The sequence below is a fragment of the Pseudomonas sp. LH21 genome, assembly GCF_036549575.1.
Taxonomy (GTDB): Bacteria; Pseudomonadota; Gammaproteobacteria; order Pseudomonadales; family Pseudomonadaceae; genus Aquipseudomonas; species Aquipseudomonas peradeniyensis.
The window spans coordinates 3,501,955-3,519,007 of record NZ_CP144367.1 but is presented as its reverse complement, the minus strand read 5'-3'; the positions used below and the strand labels follow the sequence as shown (position 1 = coordinate 3,519,007).

Genomic DNA, 17,053 nt, shown 5'->3' with positions numbered 1-17,053 from the left:
CTTTCATCGCGGGGCAAGCCCGCTCCCACGTTCTAGGCTCTACGCCCTAGACCCAGACCCAGACCTAGACCTGAGCGTCAGCGTGGCAGGCGCCCGCTGACGAAGTGCGCCGCATCGTTGAACCCGGGCGTCGAGGCATGGCCGGGTGTCACCAGCGAGTCGATGAACGCTTCGTCCTCCGCCGTGATCTTCACCTCCAGCGCGCCGGCATAGGTGTCCCACTGCGCCTCGGTGCGCGGTCCGACGATGGCCGAGCTGACCAGGCGGTTGTTCAGCACCCAGGCGATGGCGAACTCGACGATGCCCACGCCCTTGGCCTCGGTGTAGGCATGGATCTTCTGGGCGATGGCCAGCGACTCCTGGCGCCATTCCACCTCCATGATGCGCTTGTCCTGGCGGCCGGCGCGGCTGCCCTGGTCCGGGGTCGAGCCGGGCGCGTACTTGCCGCTGAGCACGCCGCGGGCCAGCGGGCTGAACGGTACCACGCCCAGGCCATGGTAGGCGGCGGCGGTCAGTTGCTCGGGTTCGGCCTGGCGGTTGACGATGTTGTACAGCGGCTGGCTGACCACGGGCTTGGCCACGCCGAGTTTCTCCGCCAGGTTGCAGATCTCGGCGATGCGCCAGCCACGGAAGTTGGACACGCCCCAGTAGCGGATCTTGCCCTGGGCCAGCAGGTCGCCGATGGCGCGCACGGTCTCCTCCAGGGGGACCGTGTGGTCCTCGCGGTGCAGGTAGTAGATGTCCAGGTAGTCGGTGCCCAGGCGGGTGAGGCTGGCCTCGATGGCATTGAACAGGTGCTTGCGCGACAGGCCGCTGCGGTTCGGCACGCCATCGACCGGGCCGTAGCCGGCCTTGGAGGCGATGATCCAGTCGTGGCGGTTGCGCGCCACCGCCTCGCCGACGATCTCCTCGGAACGGCCGCCGTTGTAGACGTCGGCGGTGTCGACGAAATTGATGCCCTGGTCCCAGGCCTTGTCGATGATGCGCAGCGAGTCTTCGGTGCCGGTCTGCTCACCGAACATCATGCTGCCCAGGGTGAGGGCCGAGACGTGCAGGCCGGAGCGGCCGAGGGGGCGGTAGATCATTGCGAGTCATCCTTTCCTTACAGTGTGGGTGAACTTGTTTTACACAGTTCACCCCGGTAATGAAAGCTCGCGGTGGCAAAGGCAGGGCATGTGCTCAGCGTGTCGGCGGGCCGAGCAGTTCGCGCCTTGTTTCCAGGGCAATGGTTGCATAACCCTTGCCGGTACCCCGGTTGCGCAATCCGTGGTCATGCTGGGCCGTCACGTCTTCCCAGCATTCGACAGACAGCAGCTGGCAGTAGCTGCTGTCGGTCTCGAGCTCGAAGTCTATGAAGCGTTCGGTATCGGTCAACAGACTGCCCGTCAGGCTGGCCATGCCGGGGAAGTCGAACTCAAGGTCCAGCAGCAGGGAGCGTGTCCAGTCGATCCCATGGCTTTCGGCGACGCGCAGCAGGGCAGGCGGCACCTCACGGGTGAGCCAGGGGCGTGCCGACTCTCTGATGCGATGGGCAGTGAGCAGGTTCTGTTCCTGCACATTGAGTTGTCGCTTCCTGAGCAGCCGCTGGATATCCAGGGAGCGCGAGTTCATCCGTCGGCTCCGCCGCGGCCCAGGGCCTGCAGAAAGTCCTGTTCGCCGTCTGCCTGCCACCAAGGGATGCGAACCTGGCCGCCTTGTTGCCGAAGTTGGCGCAGCAGCGACAGCAGGGCGTCGATTCGAGGCGCATCCCAGTCAGGCCCCATGCGATAGTCCAGTGTCAGGCCGTGCTCGCAGACCATCACGCCCAGGTCAGGGAGGGGTTGGCCATCGATGTCGATGCCCTTGGCCAGTATATGAAACGGTTCGACAACACCGTCACTGACACGTGAGGCATCCTGTGGGCCGGTAAAGGGCGTTTCGCACCCGCTTGCCTTGTCCCACAAGCTGCCGCAGTCCACCCTCGCACCGAGGGTGAACAGGCGTGCGAATGCGCTCGGCATATCCGCGCTCCGGGCAAAGTGGAGCTCGATTTCCGGCAGTGACCCGTCGTCATGGCTGAAGTAGCCTGCCAAGGGGTGTGCTTGTGGCGTCTCTGCAAGCGCCTGGGTACTGGCAAAGAGGTGGGCCTGGTGTTCGTGCCAGTCGAAGTGCACTGGGTCAATCTCCATGCGCTGGGGCGAGTCTGCGGCGTACTGTACGGCGACGAGCGCGCGGTTGCCACTGCCCGGGCAACGTCAGGTCTCAATCTGGCCAGGCATCGATCAGATCACGCGCCTCGCGGCTCGACAGCGGCCGTTTCAGCCGCTGCGACAGCACCGCCATGGCCCGTGCGTGGCCCTTGGCGATCACCGCCTCGACCCGGTCGTCCAGGCACTGCAGGGCGATGAAGTCGCCCTGTTCCGGGGTGCCGACGTACTCGATGCGGTTCCAGCCGCTGGCATGCCCGAGCACTTCGTAGGTGCGCCCGTGCTGGTAGGTCCAGAAGAACGGCACGTCGTCGTAGCGGCGGCGCTCGCCGAGCATGTTGGCGGCGGCGATCACCCCATGCTGCTGGGCCAGGCGCCAGTGCTCGATGCGCACCGGGCGGCCGGCCAGGGGGAAGGTGGCAATATCGCCGGCCGCCCACAGGCCGTCGGCGGCCTGCAGGTGGGCGTCCACCGTCAGTGACCGGTCCTCGGCCAGGGGCAGGTCGTGCAGGTAGCCGGTGGCCGGGCTGACGCCGGTGCCGAGCAGCACCAGCGGGGTTTGCAGGCGCTCTCCATTGGCCAGCAACACGGCCTCGACCCGCTCCCGGCCTTCGAAGCCGCTCACCTCGGTCGGCCCGTGGAATACCACGCCCTTGCGCTCGTGCAGCTCGCGCAGGGTCTGGCCGATACGGTCGCCCAGCTGCCGGGCCAGCGGGATGGCGTGACGCGTGACCACATGCACCTGCAGGCCGTACTTGCGCAGGGCGCTGGCGGCCTCCAGGCCGATGAACCCATCGCCGACGATCACCACCGGCTGGCCCGGCTCGGCCAGGTCGAGCAGTTGCGCGGCATCCGTGCGCGAGCGCAGTACGCAGATACCGGGCAACTGTACGCCGGAGAGTTCGGGGCGCCTGGGTTTGCCGCCGGTGGCCAGCAGGGCGGCGTCGTATTTCAGCTTCTGGCCGTCGGCCAGGGTGATCACGCGCTTGCCGGCATCCACGGCGCGCACCTTGCCGTGCAAACGCTGTAGCTGGCCACGGCGCAGGGCGTCCGGGGCCAGCAGGGTCGGCACTTCGTCCACCGGCATCTGCCCGGCGATGACGAACTTGCTCAGGGCGGTGCGATCGTAGGCGTTCGGCTGTTCCTGGTCGATCCACAGCAGGCGCCCGGCAAAGCCATGCTCGAGCAAGGTGGCGATGGCGGCCGAGCCGGCGGCGCCGGCGCCCACCACGACGAAGGTGCGGGCGTCGCTGTGGCGCGGTGGCGCTGTCTCGGACAGCGGCTGGTCGTCGACCCAGACCTGGCCGTCCTTGAGCTGCACGGCATGGCGGCGCAGGCCGGTCAGGGCCGGCGGCTCGCAGACCGCGCCCTCGTCCACGGCGAAGGCGGCCTTGTGCCAGGGGCAGATCAGCAGCCCGCCACAGACCGCGCCTTCCTCCAGGGGCGCGCCCGCATGCGGGCAGTTGGCCTGGTAGGCCTTCACCAACTCGCCCTGGCGCACCAGGACGATGTCCTCGGTGCCGGCCTGGACGCGCAGGGGGCGGTGTTCCTCGAGCTGGTCGAGGCTGGCCACGGCGTGCAGGGTCATGGCGGATCTCCTCAGGCGTTGTGTTTCATTTGACGCCTGCCATGGGCCCGGGCTGCGACGAGCCGACGATCGGAGATGGCCATTACAACTTTTCACAAAAACTTCAAATGAGACTAAATTGACTCAAATCGAATGTGCAAGTACCATTCGCGCCAAATTTAGTTAACGGCTCGGGTGAGTTCATGAGCAATTTGCGTGCAATAGGCGTGGCCAGCTGGTTGGCAGTGGCAGTAGCCCTGGCTGGCTGCGGGGCGGCCGACGAACAGCAGGTCGGCGCTGAAACGGCGTTTCCGGTGGAAATCGTGACCGTGGCCGCCGAGCCACTGGCCCTGGCCTCGACCTTGCCAGGTCGGGTCGAGCCGATGCGGGTGGCCGAGGTGCGTGCTCGGGTGGCCGGTATCGTCCTGCACAAGCGTTTCGAGGAAGGTGCCGACGTCAAGGCCGGCGATGTGCTGTTCCAGATCGACCCGGCGCCGTTCAAGGCGGCCCTGGCCCGCGTCGAGGCCGACCTGGCCCGGGCCCAGGCCGTGCAGCAGGAAGCCCAGGCGCGGGTAAAACGCTATGAGCCGCTGGTGAAGATCGAGGCGGTGAGCCAGCAGGACTTCGACAGCGCCACCGCCGAGCTGCGCAGCGCCCAGGCTGCCGTGCGTTCGGCCCAGGCCGACGTGCAGACCGCGCGCCTGAACCTGGGCTACGCCACGGTCACCGCGCCGATTTCCGGGCGCATCGGTCGCGCCCTGGCCACCGAAGGCGCGCTGGTCGGGCAGGGCGACGCCACGCTGATGGCGCGCATCCAGCAGCTCGATCCGATCTATGTCGACTTCACCCAGTCCGCCGCCGACGCCCTGCGCCTGCGCCAGGCCCTCAAGGACGGCGCTCTGGGTGGCGGCGACGACAAGGCGCTGACCGCCCAGGTGGAAGGCACCGACTACCAGCGCCAGGGTGCGCTGATGTTCACCGACGTGGCGGTCGACCGCGGCACTGGCCAAGTCACCCTGCGCGGGCGCTTCGACAATGCCGACGGCATTCTCCTGCCGGGCATGTACGTGCGCGTGCGCACCCCCCAGGGCACCGACCAGCAGGCCACCCTGGTGCCGCAACGCGCCGTGCAGCGCGGCAGCGACGGCGAGGCACGGGTGATGGTGGTCGGCACCGGCAACCTGGCCGAGGCGCGCAGCGTGCGCACCGGCGTGATGCACGGTTCGCGCTGGCAGATCGTCGAAGGCCTGCGCGGCGGTGACCAGGTCATCGTCGGCAGCCCGGCCGGCCTGGCCCCGGGCATGCCCGTGGTGCCGGCGCAGGCGCAGCCGGTCGCGGCGAAATAAAGCGAGGGTAGCGAGATGTCCAAGTTCTTCATCAATCGGCCGAACTTCGCCTGGGTCGTGGCGCTGTTCATTTCCCTGGCCGGCCTGCTGGTGATCCCGGCGTTGCCGGTGGCCCAGTACCCCAGCGTGGCACCGCCACAGATTTCCATCACCGCCAGCTACCCGGGCGCTTCGGCCAAGGTGCTGGTGGAGTCGGTGACCAGCATCATCGAGGAGTCGCTCAACGGCGCCAAGGGCCTGCTGTACTACGAGTCCACCAACAACTCCAACGGCGTCGCCGAGGTGCTGGTGACCTTCGAGCCCGGTACCGAACCGGACATGGCCCAGGTCGATGTGCAGAACCGCCTGAAGAAGGCCGAGGCACGCATGCCCCAGGCAGTGCTGACCCAGGGCCTGAAGGTGGAGCAGGCCAGCTCCGGCTTCCTGCTGATCTACGCCCTGACCAGCAATGCCGGCGACCGCGGCGACACCACGGCCCTGGCCGACTACGCCGCGCGCAACATCAACAACGAACTGCTGCGCGTGCCGGGCGTGGGCAAGCTGCAGTTCTTCGCCTCCGAAGCGGCCATGCGGGTCTGGGTCGATCCGCAGAAACTGGTGGGCTATGGCCTGTCCATCGACGACATCAACAACGCCATCCGTGGCCAGAACGTCCAGGTGCCGGCCGGCAGCTTCGGCAGCACGCCGGGGGCCAGCGAGCAGGAGCTGACCGCGACCCTGGCGGTACAGGGCACCCTCGATACTCCCGAGGCCTTCGCCGGCATCGTCCTGCGCGCCAACCCGGACGGCTCCAGCGTGCGCCTGGGCGATGTCGCGCGCCTGGCCATCGGTAGCGAGAACTACAACCTGTCCTCGCGCCTGAACGGCCACCCGGCCGTGGCCGGCGCGGTGCAGCTGGCGCCCGGCGCCAACGCCATCCAGACCGCGACGCTGGTCAAGGAGCGCCTGGCGGAGCTTGCGCAGTTCTTCCCCGAGGGCGTCGAGTATTCGGTGCCCTACGACACCTCGCGCTTCGTCGACGTGGCCATCGAGAAGGTGATCCATACCCTGATCGAAGCCATGGTGCTGGTGTTCCTGGTGATGTTCCTGTTCCTGCAGAACGTGCGCTACACCCTGATCCCGTCGATCGTGGTGCCGGTGTGCCTGCTGGGCACACTGATGATCATGAAGCTGCTCGGCTTCTCGGTGAACATGATGACCATGTTCGGCATGGTGCTGGCCATCGGCATCCTGGTGGACGATGCCATCGTGGTGGTGGAGAACGTCGAGCGGCTGATGGCCGAGGAGGGCCTGTCGCCGGTGGACGCCACCATCAAGGCGATGGGGCAGGTGTCCGGGGCGATCATCGGTATCACCATGGTCTTGGCGGCGGTGTTCCTGCCGCTGGCGTTCATGTCCGGTTCCGTGGGGGTGATCTACCAGCAGTTCTCGGTGTCGCTGGCGGTGTCGATCCTGTTCTCCGGCTTCCTCGCCCTGACCTTCACCCCGGCGCTGTGCGCCACGCTGCTCAAGCCGGTGCCCCACGGTCACCACGAGAAAGGCGGTTTCTTCGGCGCCTTCAACCGCGCCTTCGCCCGCGTGACCGAGCGTTACTCGGTAATGAACAGCGCCCTGGTGGCCCGCGCCGGGCGCTGGATGCTGGCCTACGTCGGTATCCTGGTGGTGCTCGGCTATTCCTACCTGCGTCTGCCGGAAGCCTTCGTGCCGGCGGAAGACCTGGGCTACAGCATCGTCGACGTGCAACTGCCGCCGGGCGCCAGCCGGGTGCGTACCGACCACACCGCCGAGGCGCTGGAGCAATTCCTGATGTCCCGCGAGGCGACGGCCAGTTCGTTCATCGTCAGCGGCTTCAGCTTCTCGGGCCAGGGTGACAACGCCGCGCTGGCGTTCCCTACCTACAAGGACTGGTCCGTGCGCGGCCCCGAGCAATCGGCGGAGGCGGAAACCGCTGCCATCAACGCCCAGTTCGCGGCCAATGGCGACGGCACCATCACTGCGGTCATGCCGCCGCCGATCGACGGCCTGGGCAACTCCGGCGGTTTCGCCCTGCGCCTGATGGACCGTGGCGGCCTGGGCCGCGAAGCGCTGCTGGCGGCCCGCGACCAGCTGCTGGCCCGCGCCAACGGCAACCCGGTGATCCTCTACGCGATGATGGAAGGCCTGGCCGAGGCGCCGCAGCTGCGCGTGCAGATCGACCGCGAGAAGGCTCGCGCCCTGGGTGTGAGCTTCGAAACCATCAACAGCACTCTGGCCACCGCTTTCGGTTCGGCGGTGATCAACGACTTCACCAACGCCGGGCGCCAGCAGCGCGTGGTGGTGCAGGCCGAGCAGGGCGAGCGCATGACCCCGGAAAGCGTGCTGCGCCTGTATGCGCCCAACGCCAGTGGCGAGCAGGTGCCGTTCAGCGCCTTCGTCACCACGAAATGGGAAGAGGGCCCGGTGCAGCTGGTGCGCTACAACGGCTATCCGTCGATCCGCATCGCCGGTGACGCCGCGCCCGGCCACAGCACCGGCCAGGCAATGGCCGAGATGGAGCGTCTGGTCAGCGAGCTGCCGCCTGGCATCGGCTATGCCTGGACGGGCCTGTCGTACCAGGAGAAGGTCTCCAGCGGCCAGGCCACGGCCTTGTTCGCCCTGGCCATCCTGGTGGTGTTCCTGCTGCTGGTGGCGCTGTACGAAAGCTGGGCGATCCCGCTGACGGTGATGCTGATCGTGCCGATCGGCGCCTTGGGCGCGGTGTGGGCGGTGATGCTTACCGGGCTGCCTAATGACGTGTACTTCAAGGTCGGCCTGATCACCATCATTGGCCTGGCGGCGAAGAACGCCATCCTGATCGTCGAGTTCGCCAAGGAACTGTGGGAGAAGGGCTACAGCCTGAGCGACGCCGCCATCGAGGCCGCGCGCCTGCGTTTCCGCCCGATCGTGATGACCTCCATGGCCTTCATTCTCGGCGTGGTGCCGCTGGCCATCGCCACCGGCGCCGGTGCGGCCAGTCAGCGCGCCATCGGTACCGGGGTGATCGGCGGCATGCTCAGCGCCACCTTGCTGGGCGTGGTGTTCGTGCCGATCTGTTTCGTATTCGTGCTCAAGCTGCTCAAGCGCAAGCCGGCCCCCGTGCAACACGCTGTCGAGGTAACCCAGTGATGCTCATGCGCAATCTTGCAATTCCGTTCGCGCTGGCCGTCACCTTGGCCGGCTGCTCTCTGGCACCGACCTACCAGCGCCCCGAGGCGCCGGTGGCGACCGCGTGGGGCGATGCCGCCGGCCATCACGGCCAGGCGGTGGAGCAACTGGACTGGCAGGCGTTCATCGTCGACCCGTCCCTGCGCCAGCTGGTGGGGACCGCGCTGGACAACAACCGCTCGCTGCGCCAGACCCTGCTGGATATCGAGCAGGCCCGCGCGCAGTACCGCATCCAGCGTGCCGACCGGGTCCCGGGCTTGAATGCCGGGGCTTCCGGCAACCGCCAGCACTTGCCGACCGACTTGTCGAGCGATGGCCGCGAAGGGGTGAGCAGCACCTACCAGGTGGGCCTGTCGCTGCCCGAATACGAGGTGGACCTGTTTGGCCGGGTGAAAAGCCTGAGCGACGCGGCCCTGGAGCAGTACCTCGCCACCGAGGAAGTTGGCCGCGCCGCGCGCATTGCCCTGATCGCCGAAGTCAGCCAGGCCTACCTGACCCTGGACGGCGCCGAGCGGCGCCTGGCGCTGACCCGCCAGACCCTGGCCAGCCGCGAGGATTCGCTGGCCCTGGTCGGCCAGCGGCGCACCGCCGGCACGGCCACGGCGCTGGATCACCAGGAGGCGCTGGGGCTGGTCGAGCAGTCGCGGGCCGAGCTGGAAGGCATCGTGCGCGAGCAGCGCCAGGCCTACAACGCCCTGGTGCTGCTGCTGGGCAGCGCGGACGCGGCGAAGGCGATCCCGGCCGAGCGCAGCGAGGCACCGCTGGTCCTGCAGGACATCGCCCCGGGCGCGCCGTCGGCGTTGATCGAACGCCGTCCGGACATCCTCGCCGCCGAGCACCGGCTGCGGGCGCGCAATGCCGATATCGGCGCGGCGCGGGCGGCGTTTTTCCCGCGGATCAGCCTGACTGGCAGCTTCGGCACTTCCAGCGCGCAGATGTCCGGGCTGTTCGACGGTGGTTCGCGCACTTGGAGCTTCATGCCGCAGCTGTCGCTGCCGCTGTTCGACGCCGGGCGCAACAAGGCCGGCCTGAGCCTGGCCGAGGCGCGCAAGGATTCGGCGGTGGCGGCGTATGAAGGCACGATCCAGACCGCCTTCCGCGAAGTGGCCGACGCCCTGGCCGCCACCGACACCCTGCGCCGCGAGGAAGCGGCGCGCCGGGCCCTGGCCGACACCAGCCGGGCGACCGTGGCGCTGGCCAAGGCGCGCTACGAGGGCGGGGTGGACAACCACTTGCGCTACCTGGACGCGCAGCGCAACGGCTATGTCAACGAAGCGGCCTTCATCGAGGCCAGCACCCAGCGCCAGCTGGCGTTGGTCGATCTGTTCCGTGCCCTGGGCGGTGGCTGGCCGGACAAGGGCTGAAAGACTCCTTTGGTTGGGGAATCCAACCGCTTGGCCCCGGGGGATCTTTGCCCCGGGGCCTTTTTTATTTGGGCTTACATAATCTGTGTAGGAGCGGCCTTGTGCCGCGAAAGGGCCGCGTAGCGGCCCCGGCAATATCCGCCTCGCCACGAGATCCTGGGGCTGCTTTGCAGCCCTTTCGCGGCACAAGGCCGCTCCTACAGAGGGTCGTGGACAGGCTAATGGTGCAACAGATCCGAGCTGTTGAAGTTACTCAATCGCGGATCGTCCTCGCCACACTCCAGCCCCTGGACGCTCGCCTTCAGCAAGGCCTTCTGCAAACTCCGCTCACCCGCCTGCCAGGCCTGCTCCAGCAGTGGCAGCAACCGCCGCGGCAACACACTGAACATCGGCTGCCAATACCCACCTTGGCGCACCATGGCCGCGCTGTCGTGGGCCACCGCCAGGGCCAGCAGGTCCTCGATCAAGGCCCGGTCGATCCGTGGTGCATCGCAGGCCAGCAGCACTACCCACTCATGTCGCGCCACCTTGAGCCCGCTGATGACCCCGGCCAGCGGACCGGGAAAGCCTGCTTCGGCATCGCCGACGAGCTGGTCGGCAAACGCCGCATAGGCCGCCTGGTTGCGGTTGCAGGAAATCACCAGGTCATCGCTGAGCGGCCGCACGGCACGTTGCACATGGGCCACCAACGGCTCGCCGCGCCAGGCCACCAGGCCCTTGTCGCGGCCGCCCATGCGCTGGCCACGGCCTCCGGCGAGGATGAGGATGGAGCAGGGGGGAGGGCGTCAGGCATGAAAAAGGGTTCCGGGCAGTCAATGCCGGGAACCCTCCCATTTACCGCGGGGCTTGTCCAGTCAGGCCTCGTGGGTGGCTGCTTCGGCCGTCCTTGTCCGGCCACGCCTTGCCAGGCGCATCACCACGACGAAGAACACCGGCACGAACACCACGGCGAAGGTGGCGCTGAGCATGCCGCCGATCACCCCGGTACCGATCGCCTGCTGGCTGGCCGAGCTGGCGCCGCTGGCGATGGCCAGGGGCACCACGCCGAGGATGAACGCCAGCGAGGTCATCACGATCGGGCGCAGGCGCAGGCGCGCGGCCTGGATCGCGGCGTCCACCGCGTCGTGCCCATGGTCCACCAGGTCCTTGGCGAACTCGATGATCAGGATGGCGTTCTTCGCCGACAGGCCGATCAGGGTGATCAGGCCGACCTTGAAGAACACGTCGTTGGGCATCCCGCGCAGGGTCACGGCCAGTACCGCGCCGAGCACGCCCAGAGGCACCACCAGCAGCACTGCGGTGGGGATCGACCAGCTTTCGTACAGTGCCGCCAGGCACAGGAACACCACCAGCAGCGACAACGCCATCAGCAGCGGCGCCTGGCTGCCAGACAGTCGCTCTTGCAGCGACAGGCCGGTCCATTCCAGGCCGGAGCCGGCCGGCAGTTGGGCGACCAGGCGCTCGACCTCGGCCATTGCCTCACCGGAGCTGTAGCCGGCCGCCGGCTCGCCGGAGATCGACACCGCCGGGTAGCCGTTGTAGCGGGTCAGTTGCACCGGGCCGGACTGCCAGTGGGCCGTGACGAAGGCGCCCAGGGGCACCATCTTGCCGCTGTTGTTGCGCACGTGGATCTTCAGCAGGTCCTCGACCTGGCTGCGTCGGTCGCCTTCGGCCTGCACCACCACCCGCTGCATGCGGCCCTGGTTGGGGAAGTCGTTGACGTAGTTGGAACCCACCGCGGTGTCGAGCACCGCGCCGATGTCGGCGAACGACACGCCCAGGGCGTTGGCCTGGCGCCGATCGATTTCCAGCTCTACCTGGGGGCTTTCGGCCAGCGAGGCTTCGCGCACGTTGACCAGCACCTTGCTCTTGCGCGCGGCCTCCAGCAGTTGGTCGCGGGCCTCCATGAGCACGGTGTGGCCCATGCCGCCACGGTCCTGCAGGCGGAACTCGAAGCCGGTCGACTCGCCCAGGCCATCCACCGGCGGCGGCAGCACCGCATAGGCGATGGCGTCCTTGAGCTGGGTGAAGGCCATGGTCGCGCGGTCGGCGATGGACTGCGCGCTGTCGTCGCCCCCGCGCTCGGACCAGTCCTTCAGGGTGGTAAAGGCCAGCGCCGCGTTCTGCCCGCTGCCGGAGAAGCTGAAACCGAGGATCAGCGTGGTGTTGGCCACCCCCGGTTCTTCGGCGTTGTGCGCCTCGATCTGCTGCGCCACCTCGATGGTACGGGCCTGGCTGGCACCCGGCGGCAGCTGGATGTCGGTGATAGTGTAGCCCTGGTCTTCGGTGGGCAGGAAGGCGGTGGGCAGCTGGCTGAAGCCGTAGCCGAGCACCGCCAGCAACGCGGCATACACCAGCAGGTAGCGGCCGCTGCGGGCCAGGGCGTGGGTCACCCAGCGCTGGTAGCCGTTGCTCATGCCCTCGAAGCGGCGGTTGAACCAGCCGAAGAAACCCTTGCGCTCATGGTGCTCGCCCTTTTCCAGCGGCTTGAGCAGGGTGGCGCACAGGGCCGGGGTCAGGCTCAGGGCGAGGAACGCCGAGAACAGGATCGACACCGCCATCGACACCGAGAACTGCTGGTAGATCACGCCCACCGAGCCTTTCATGAAGGCCATCGGCAGGAACACCGCCACCAGCACCAGGGTGATGCCGACGATGGCGCCGCTGATCTGGCCCATGGCCTTGCGCGTGGCTTCCTTCGGCGGCAGGCCTTCCTCGGCCATGATCCGCTCGACGTTCTCCACCACGACGATGGCATCGTCGACCAGGATGCCGATGGCCAACACCATGCCGAACAGGGTCAGCACGTTGATCGAGAAGCCCAGCGCGTTCATCACCGCGAAGGTGCCCATCAGTGCCACCGGCACCACCAGGGTCGGGATCAGGGTGTAACGGAAGTTCTGCAGGAACAGGAACATCACCGCGAACACCAGCACCATGGCCTCGACCAGGGTGTTGATCACCTGCTTGATCGAGACCTTGACGAACGGCGAGGTGTCGTAGGGGATGTCGTACTTCACCCCGGCCGGGAAGTAGCGCGCCAGCTCGTCGAGCTTCTGTTTGACCAGGCCCGCGGTTTCCATGGCGTTGGCGCCGGGCGACAGCTTGACGCTGAAGGCGCTGGTGGCCTTGCCGTTCAGACGCGTGCGTACTGGTACTCCTGGGCGCCGATCTCGACCCGGGCGACATCACCGACGGTGACGGTCGAGCCGTCGGTGTTGGCGCGCAGGACGATGGCGGCGAATTCCTCGGGGGTGCTCAGCTGGCCCTTGACCACCACGTTGGCGGTGATCTCCTGGGTCGGCCGGCTGGGCAGGTCGCCGATGCTGCCGGGGGCGACCTGGGCGTTCTGCGCGGCGATGGCCTCGGCCACGTCGTTGGGCGTGAGATTGAAGCCGACCAGCTTGGCCGGGTCGATCCAGATGCGCATGGCCCGCTCCGAGCCGTACAGCTGTGCCTTGCCGACGCCCTTGATGCGGCGGATCTCGTTCATCACGTTGCGCGCGAGGATGTCCGACAGGGCGATCTCGTCGAGGCTGCCGTCCTCGGAGGTGAGGGTGGCCAGCAGCAGGAAGCCGGTGGACACCTTTTCCACCTGCAGGCCTTGCTGGGTCACCGGGCGCGGCAGCCGCGACTCGATCACCTTGAGGCGGTTCTGCACGTCGACCTGGGCCATGTCCGGGTTGGTGCCGGGCTGGAAGCTGGCGGTGATGGTGGCGCTGCCCAGGCTGCTCTGCGACTCGAAGTAGAGCAGGTTGTCGGCACCATTGAGCTCCTGCTCGATGATGCTGACCACGCTCTCGTCCATGGTCGCCGCCGAGGCGCCCGGGTAGACGGCGTAGATTTCCACCTGCGGCGGCGCCACGTCGGGGTACTGGGCTACCGGCAGCTGCGGGATGGCCAGGGCGCCGACCAGGAGGATGAACAGGGCGACCACCCAGGCGAATACCGGGCGGTCGATGAAGAACTGCGGCATGGATCAGGCCCTCATTGGCCGGTGTGTTGGGCGACCGCGGAGGCGCCCGGTTGCTCGTCGACCTGGACCTGGTCGCCGGCCTTGACGTGTTGCAGGCCCTCGACCACCACCCGATCGCCGGGGGCCAGGCCCTCGCTGACGATCCAGCGATCACCCTGGGCGCTGCCCAGCACCACCTGGCGTTCGCTGATGCGCGCCTGCGGGTCGACCAGCAGCACCTTGGGCACGCCGGCGCTGTCGCGCAGGATCGCCCGTTGCGGCACGCTGATGCCCTGGGGCTGCACCGCCTGGTCCAGGCGCACGCGCACATAGCTGCCCGGCAGCAGGTCGAGGTCGGGATTGGGGAACTCGCTGCGCAGGGTGATCTGGTTGGTGCTCGGGTCGACACTGATGTCCGAGAACAGCAGCTTGCCGGCCAGCGGGTAGGCGCTGCCGTCGTCCTGGATCAGCGTGGCCTTGACCTGGTCCTGGCCGACCTGGCGCAGTTCGCCGGCGCGCAAGGCACGGCGCAGGGCATTGAGCTCGCGGGTCGACTGGGTGACGTCGGCATGGATCGGGTTAAGCTGCTGGATGGTGGCCAGCGGCGTGGTCTCGCTCTGCCCGACCAGCGCGCCCTCGGTCACCAGGGCGCGGCCGATGCGCCCGGAAATCGGCGCGGTGACGGTGGCGTAGCCCAGGTTCAGGCGTGCCCGTTCCAGCGCCGCCTTGGCTTCGCCGACCGCGGCGTCGGCCTGGAGGAAGGCGGCGCGGGCGTTGTCGTACTCCTGGCGGCTGACCGCCTTGTCGTCGACCAGCTCGCGGTAGCGCTGTTCCTGCAGGCGGGCCTGGTACAGGGTTGCCTCGGCCTTGGCCAGGGTGGCGCGGGCGCTGTCGAAGTCGGCCTTGAATGGCGCCGGGTCGATCAGGAACAAGACGTCGCCCTGTTTCACGTCGCTGCCTTCGCGGTACACCCGCTTGAGCACCACGCCGGCTACCCGGGCGCGCACCTCGGCGGTACGTGGCGCGAGGATGCGGCCGCTCAGTTCAGTGCTGATCGCCAATGGCTGCACGGCCAGGGTCTCGACCCGGACCTGGGAAGGCGGGGCCTGTTCTTCCTGTTCGGCGGCGTCGTTGCAACCGGCCAGGGAAAGGGTCATCAGCGCCAGCAGCGCCAAGGGGCGCAGGCGCGAAGGGCAGGGAATGGACATACGGATCTTCCAGGTTTGATCCAGCGTATGCTAAAGCAGCCGTTCGGGTGGCGGCTGTTAAGCTGTGTTGGGCGTATGTGAAAAAGTGTGAACAATCGGCGGTGGCCCGCCCGGGATTCTATATCCTGCCTTACTTCAATCTTTCGTCAAATCCCCTTATGCCGAACATTCTCCTGGTCGAAGACGACAGCGCGTTGTCCGAACTGATCGCCAGCTACCTGCAACGCAACGATTTCCATGTCCGGGTGATTGCCCGCGGCGACCATGTGCTGGACGAGTTCCGTCGGCAGAAGCCGGACCTGGTGATCCTCGACCTGATGCTGCCGGGCCTCGACGGCCTGCAGGTGTGCCGCCTGCTGCGCCAGGAAACCCAGGGCCTGCCGATCCTCATGCTGACTGCCCGTGACGACAGCCACGACCAGGTGCTGGGGCTGGAAATGGGCGCCGACGACTACGTCACCAAGCCTTGCGAGCCGCGGGTGCTGCTGGCCAGGGTGCGCACCCTGCTGCGTCGCAGCAGCGTCAACGAGCCGCGCCTGGACAGCGACCTGATCCAGGTCGGCGGCCTGCGAATCGACCTGGCCGAGCGCACGGTCAGCTGGCGCGGCGAGGAGGTGGAGCTGTCCAGCGGCGAGTACAACCTGCTGGTGGTGCTGGCGCGCAACGCCGGCGAGGTGATGAGCCGCGACCGCATCCTCCAGCAGTTGCGCGGCATCGAGTTCAACGGCACCGACCGTTCGGTGGATGTGGCCATCTCCAAGCTGCGCCGTCGCTTCGACGATAGCGCCGGCGAGGCGCGCAAGATCAAGACCGTGTGGGGCAAGGGGTATCTGTTCAGCCGGGTCGAGTGGGAGTACTGACAGGCCATGCTCAAGATCCTGGTGCGGTTGTACCTGGTGATCATCGTCGCCTATGCCGGGGCGATCGCGCTGATTCCCGACACCATCGTCGGGTTGTTCCATGAGCGCTTCATGGCCTACAACCTCGAGCAGGCCAAGGGTGTGCAGACCCTGATCGTGCGCCAGTTCCAGCAGGCGCCGAGGGAGCAGTGGCCGGCGGTGGAAAAGGACCTGGCCGGGGTGTTCAAACCGCTGCAAGTGCGCCTGCTGCGCATGGACGAGGCCGACCTGAGCGGCGAGGAGAAAGCCCGGCTCGAGCATGGCCTGTATGCGGTGCGCATGGCCGACTGGGGCTACTACGAAACGGTGCTGGCACCGCTGGATTCGCAATGGCTGGTGCGCCTGCACTCGCCGGACGACCCGCTGGACATCAACGTGCTGTCCTGGGGCGTGACCGTGCTGATCGGTGCGGCCATGCTCGGCTGCCTGCTGCTATGGGTATGGCCGCACTGGCGCGACCTTGAACGGCTCAAGGAAACCGCCCGGCGCCTGGGGCGCGGCGAGATGTCCGAGCGCACGCATATCTCGCCTCGCTCGAACATCGGTGAACTGGCCGGGGTGTTCGACACCATGGCCAGCGATCTGGAACGCCACGTCAACCAGCAGCGCGAACTGCTCAACGCGGTTTCCCACGAGCTGCGCACGCCGTTGACCCGCCTGGACTTCGGCCTGGTGTTGCTGTTCGACGAGGTGCCGCCGGCCAGTCGCAAGCGTCTGCTGGGATTGGTGGGCCATGTGCGAGAACTGGACGAGCTGGTGCTCGAGTTGCTGTCCTACAGCCGCCTGGACAGCGTCGACCAGGCCCGCGAGCGGGTCGAGGTGTCGTTGCTGGAGCTGGTGGACAGCGTGCTCGGCAGCTTCGCCGAGGAGCTCGACAACCGTGGCATTCGCTGGGAGGTGCGCTGCGAAACCGACCTGCCGCGTTTCGTCCTCGACCCGCGGCTGACCGCCCGCGCCGTGCAGAACCTGGTGCGCAACGCCATGCGCTATTGCGATGAATGCCTGCTGCTGCGCCTGCGCCGGGAAGAAGACGGCGCCTGCCTGGTGACCGTGGAGGACGATGGCATCGGTATTCCGACCGAGGAGCGTGAGCGGATCTTCCAGCCGTTCTATCGCCTGGACCGCAGCCGTGATCGCAATACCGGCGGGTTCGGGTTGGGGTTGGCGATCAGCCGGCGGGCCATCGAAGGGCAGGGCGGCACGTTGACCGTGGCGCAGTCGGCGCTGGGCGGCGCGCAGTTCAGGATTCGCTTGCCCGCCGGTTGATGCAGCGCCTGGGCCGGCCTCATCGCGGGGCAAGCCCGCTCCCACGCTGGTGATGATGGTAGGTGTTGGAGGCTGGTGC

11 protein-coding genes and 1 pseudogene are annotated in these 17,053 nt (G+C 67.6%); 5 read left to right on the top strand and 7 right to left on the bottom strand.

Translation table 11 applies throughout. The features are described 5' to 3' along the window. Positions 1-77: 77 nt before the first annotated feature. The 4 genes from VUG52_RS15920 to VUG52_RS15905 form a co-directional block, all read right to left on the bottom strand. Positions 78-1,085: an aldo/keto reductase gene (locus VUG52_RS15920; RefSeq protein ID WP_331831739.1), complete on the bottom strand. Its 1,008-nt coding sequence runs from the start codon at positions 1,083-1,085 to the stop codon at positions 78-80. Positions 1,086-1,179: 94 nt separating this feature from the next. After that, the gene (locus VUG52_RS15915; RefSeq protein WP_331831738.1) at positions 1,180-1,611 is read right to left on the bottom strand and encodes a hypothetical protein; all 432 of its coding nucleotides are present in this window, start codon (positions 1,609-1,611) and stop codon (positions 1,180-1,182) included. Next, entirely contained in the window at positions 1,608-2,153 is a 546-nt protein-coding gene (locus VUG52_RS15910; RefSeq protein ID WP_331831737.1) for a hypothetical protein, read from the bottom strand. The genes VUG52_RS15915 and VUG52_RS15910 overlap by 4 nt, the downstream gene beginning before the upstream one ends. 88 nt (positions 2,154-2,241) lie before the next feature. After that, positions 2,242-3,774, bottom strand: a complete 1,533-nt coding sequence (locus VUG52_RS15905) for an FAD-dependent oxidoreductase (RefSeq protein WP_331831736.1) — start codon at positions 3,772-3,774, stop codon at positions 2,242-2,244. A gap of 182 nt (positions 3,775-3,956) precedes the next feature. Here VUG52_RS15905 and VUG52_RS15900 point away from each other — a divergent pair, with 182 nt between their 5' ends. The 3 genes from VUG52_RS15900 to VUG52_RS15890 are packed head-to-tail and all read left to right on the top strand — an operon-like array spanning position 3,957 to position 9,646. Beyond that, a complete protein-coding gene (locus VUG52_RS15900; RefSeq protein ID WP_331831735.1) occupies positions 3,957-5,099 on the top strand; it encodes a MexC family multidrug efflux RND transporter periplasmic adaptor subunit in 1,143 nt (380 codons plus the stop codon). 15 nt (positions 5,100-5,114) lie between these two features. After that, positions 5,115-8,243 carry an efflux RND transporter permease subunit gene (locus VUG52_RS15895; protein WP_262952898.1) on the top strand — a complete coding sequence of 1,043 codons (3,129 nt, stop codon included), beginning with the start codon at positions 5,115-5,117 and terminating at the stop codon, positions 8,241-8,243. After that, positions 8,243-9,646: an efflux transporter outer membrane subunit gene (locus VUG52_RS15890; protein ID WP_331831734.1), complete on the top strand. Its 1,404-nt coding sequence runs from the start codon at positions 8,243-8,245 to the stop codon at positions 9,644-9,646. Before VUG52_RS15895 ends, VUG52_RS15890 begins: the two co-directional genes overlap by 1 nt. A gap of 218 nt (positions 9,647-9,864) precedes the next feature. Here VUG52_RS15890 and mobA read toward each other — a convergent pair whose 3' ends face one another. The 3 genes and pseudogenes from mobA to VUG52_RS15875 form a co-directional block, all read right to left on the bottom strand. Then, a complete protein-coding gene (gene mobA / locus VUG52_RS15885; RefSeq protein WP_442964593.1) occupies positions 9,865-10,380 on the bottom strand; it encodes a molybdenum cofactor guanylyltransferase MobA in 516 nt (171 codons plus the stop codon). Positions 10,381-10,500: 120 nt separating this feature from the next. Beyond that, positions 10,501-13,622 (bottom strand): annotated as a pseudogene (locus VUG52_RS15880) (efflux RND transporter permease subunit). An 11-nt stretch (positions 13,623-13,633) separates the two neighbouring features. Then, complete coding sequence (locus VUG52_RS15875; RefSeq protein ID WP_262952892.1) at positions 13,634-14,809, bottom strand: efflux RND transporter periplasmic adaptor subunit; 1,176 nt, start codon at positions 14,807-14,809, stop codon at positions 13,634-13,636. Between the two features lie 158 nt (positions 14,810-14,967). On the opposite strand from VUG52_RS15875, the gene VUG52_RS15870 reads away from it, so the two are divergent. After that, positions 14,968-15,669 (top strand): response regulator transcription factor, encoded by a 702-nt coding sequence (locus tag VUG52_RS15870; protein WP_050705882.1) that lies wholly within the window; start codon positions 14,968-14,970, stop codon positions 15,667-15,669. A 6-nt stretch (positions 15,670-15,675) separates the two neighbouring features. Then, on the top strand, positions 15,676-16,974 hold the full coding sequence (locus VUG52_RS15865) for an ATP-binding protein (protein ID WP_050705881.1): 1,299 nt from the start codon (positions 15,676-15,678) through the stop codon (positions 16,972-16,974). The last annotated feature ends 79 nt before the right edge of the window (positions 16,975-17,053 follow it).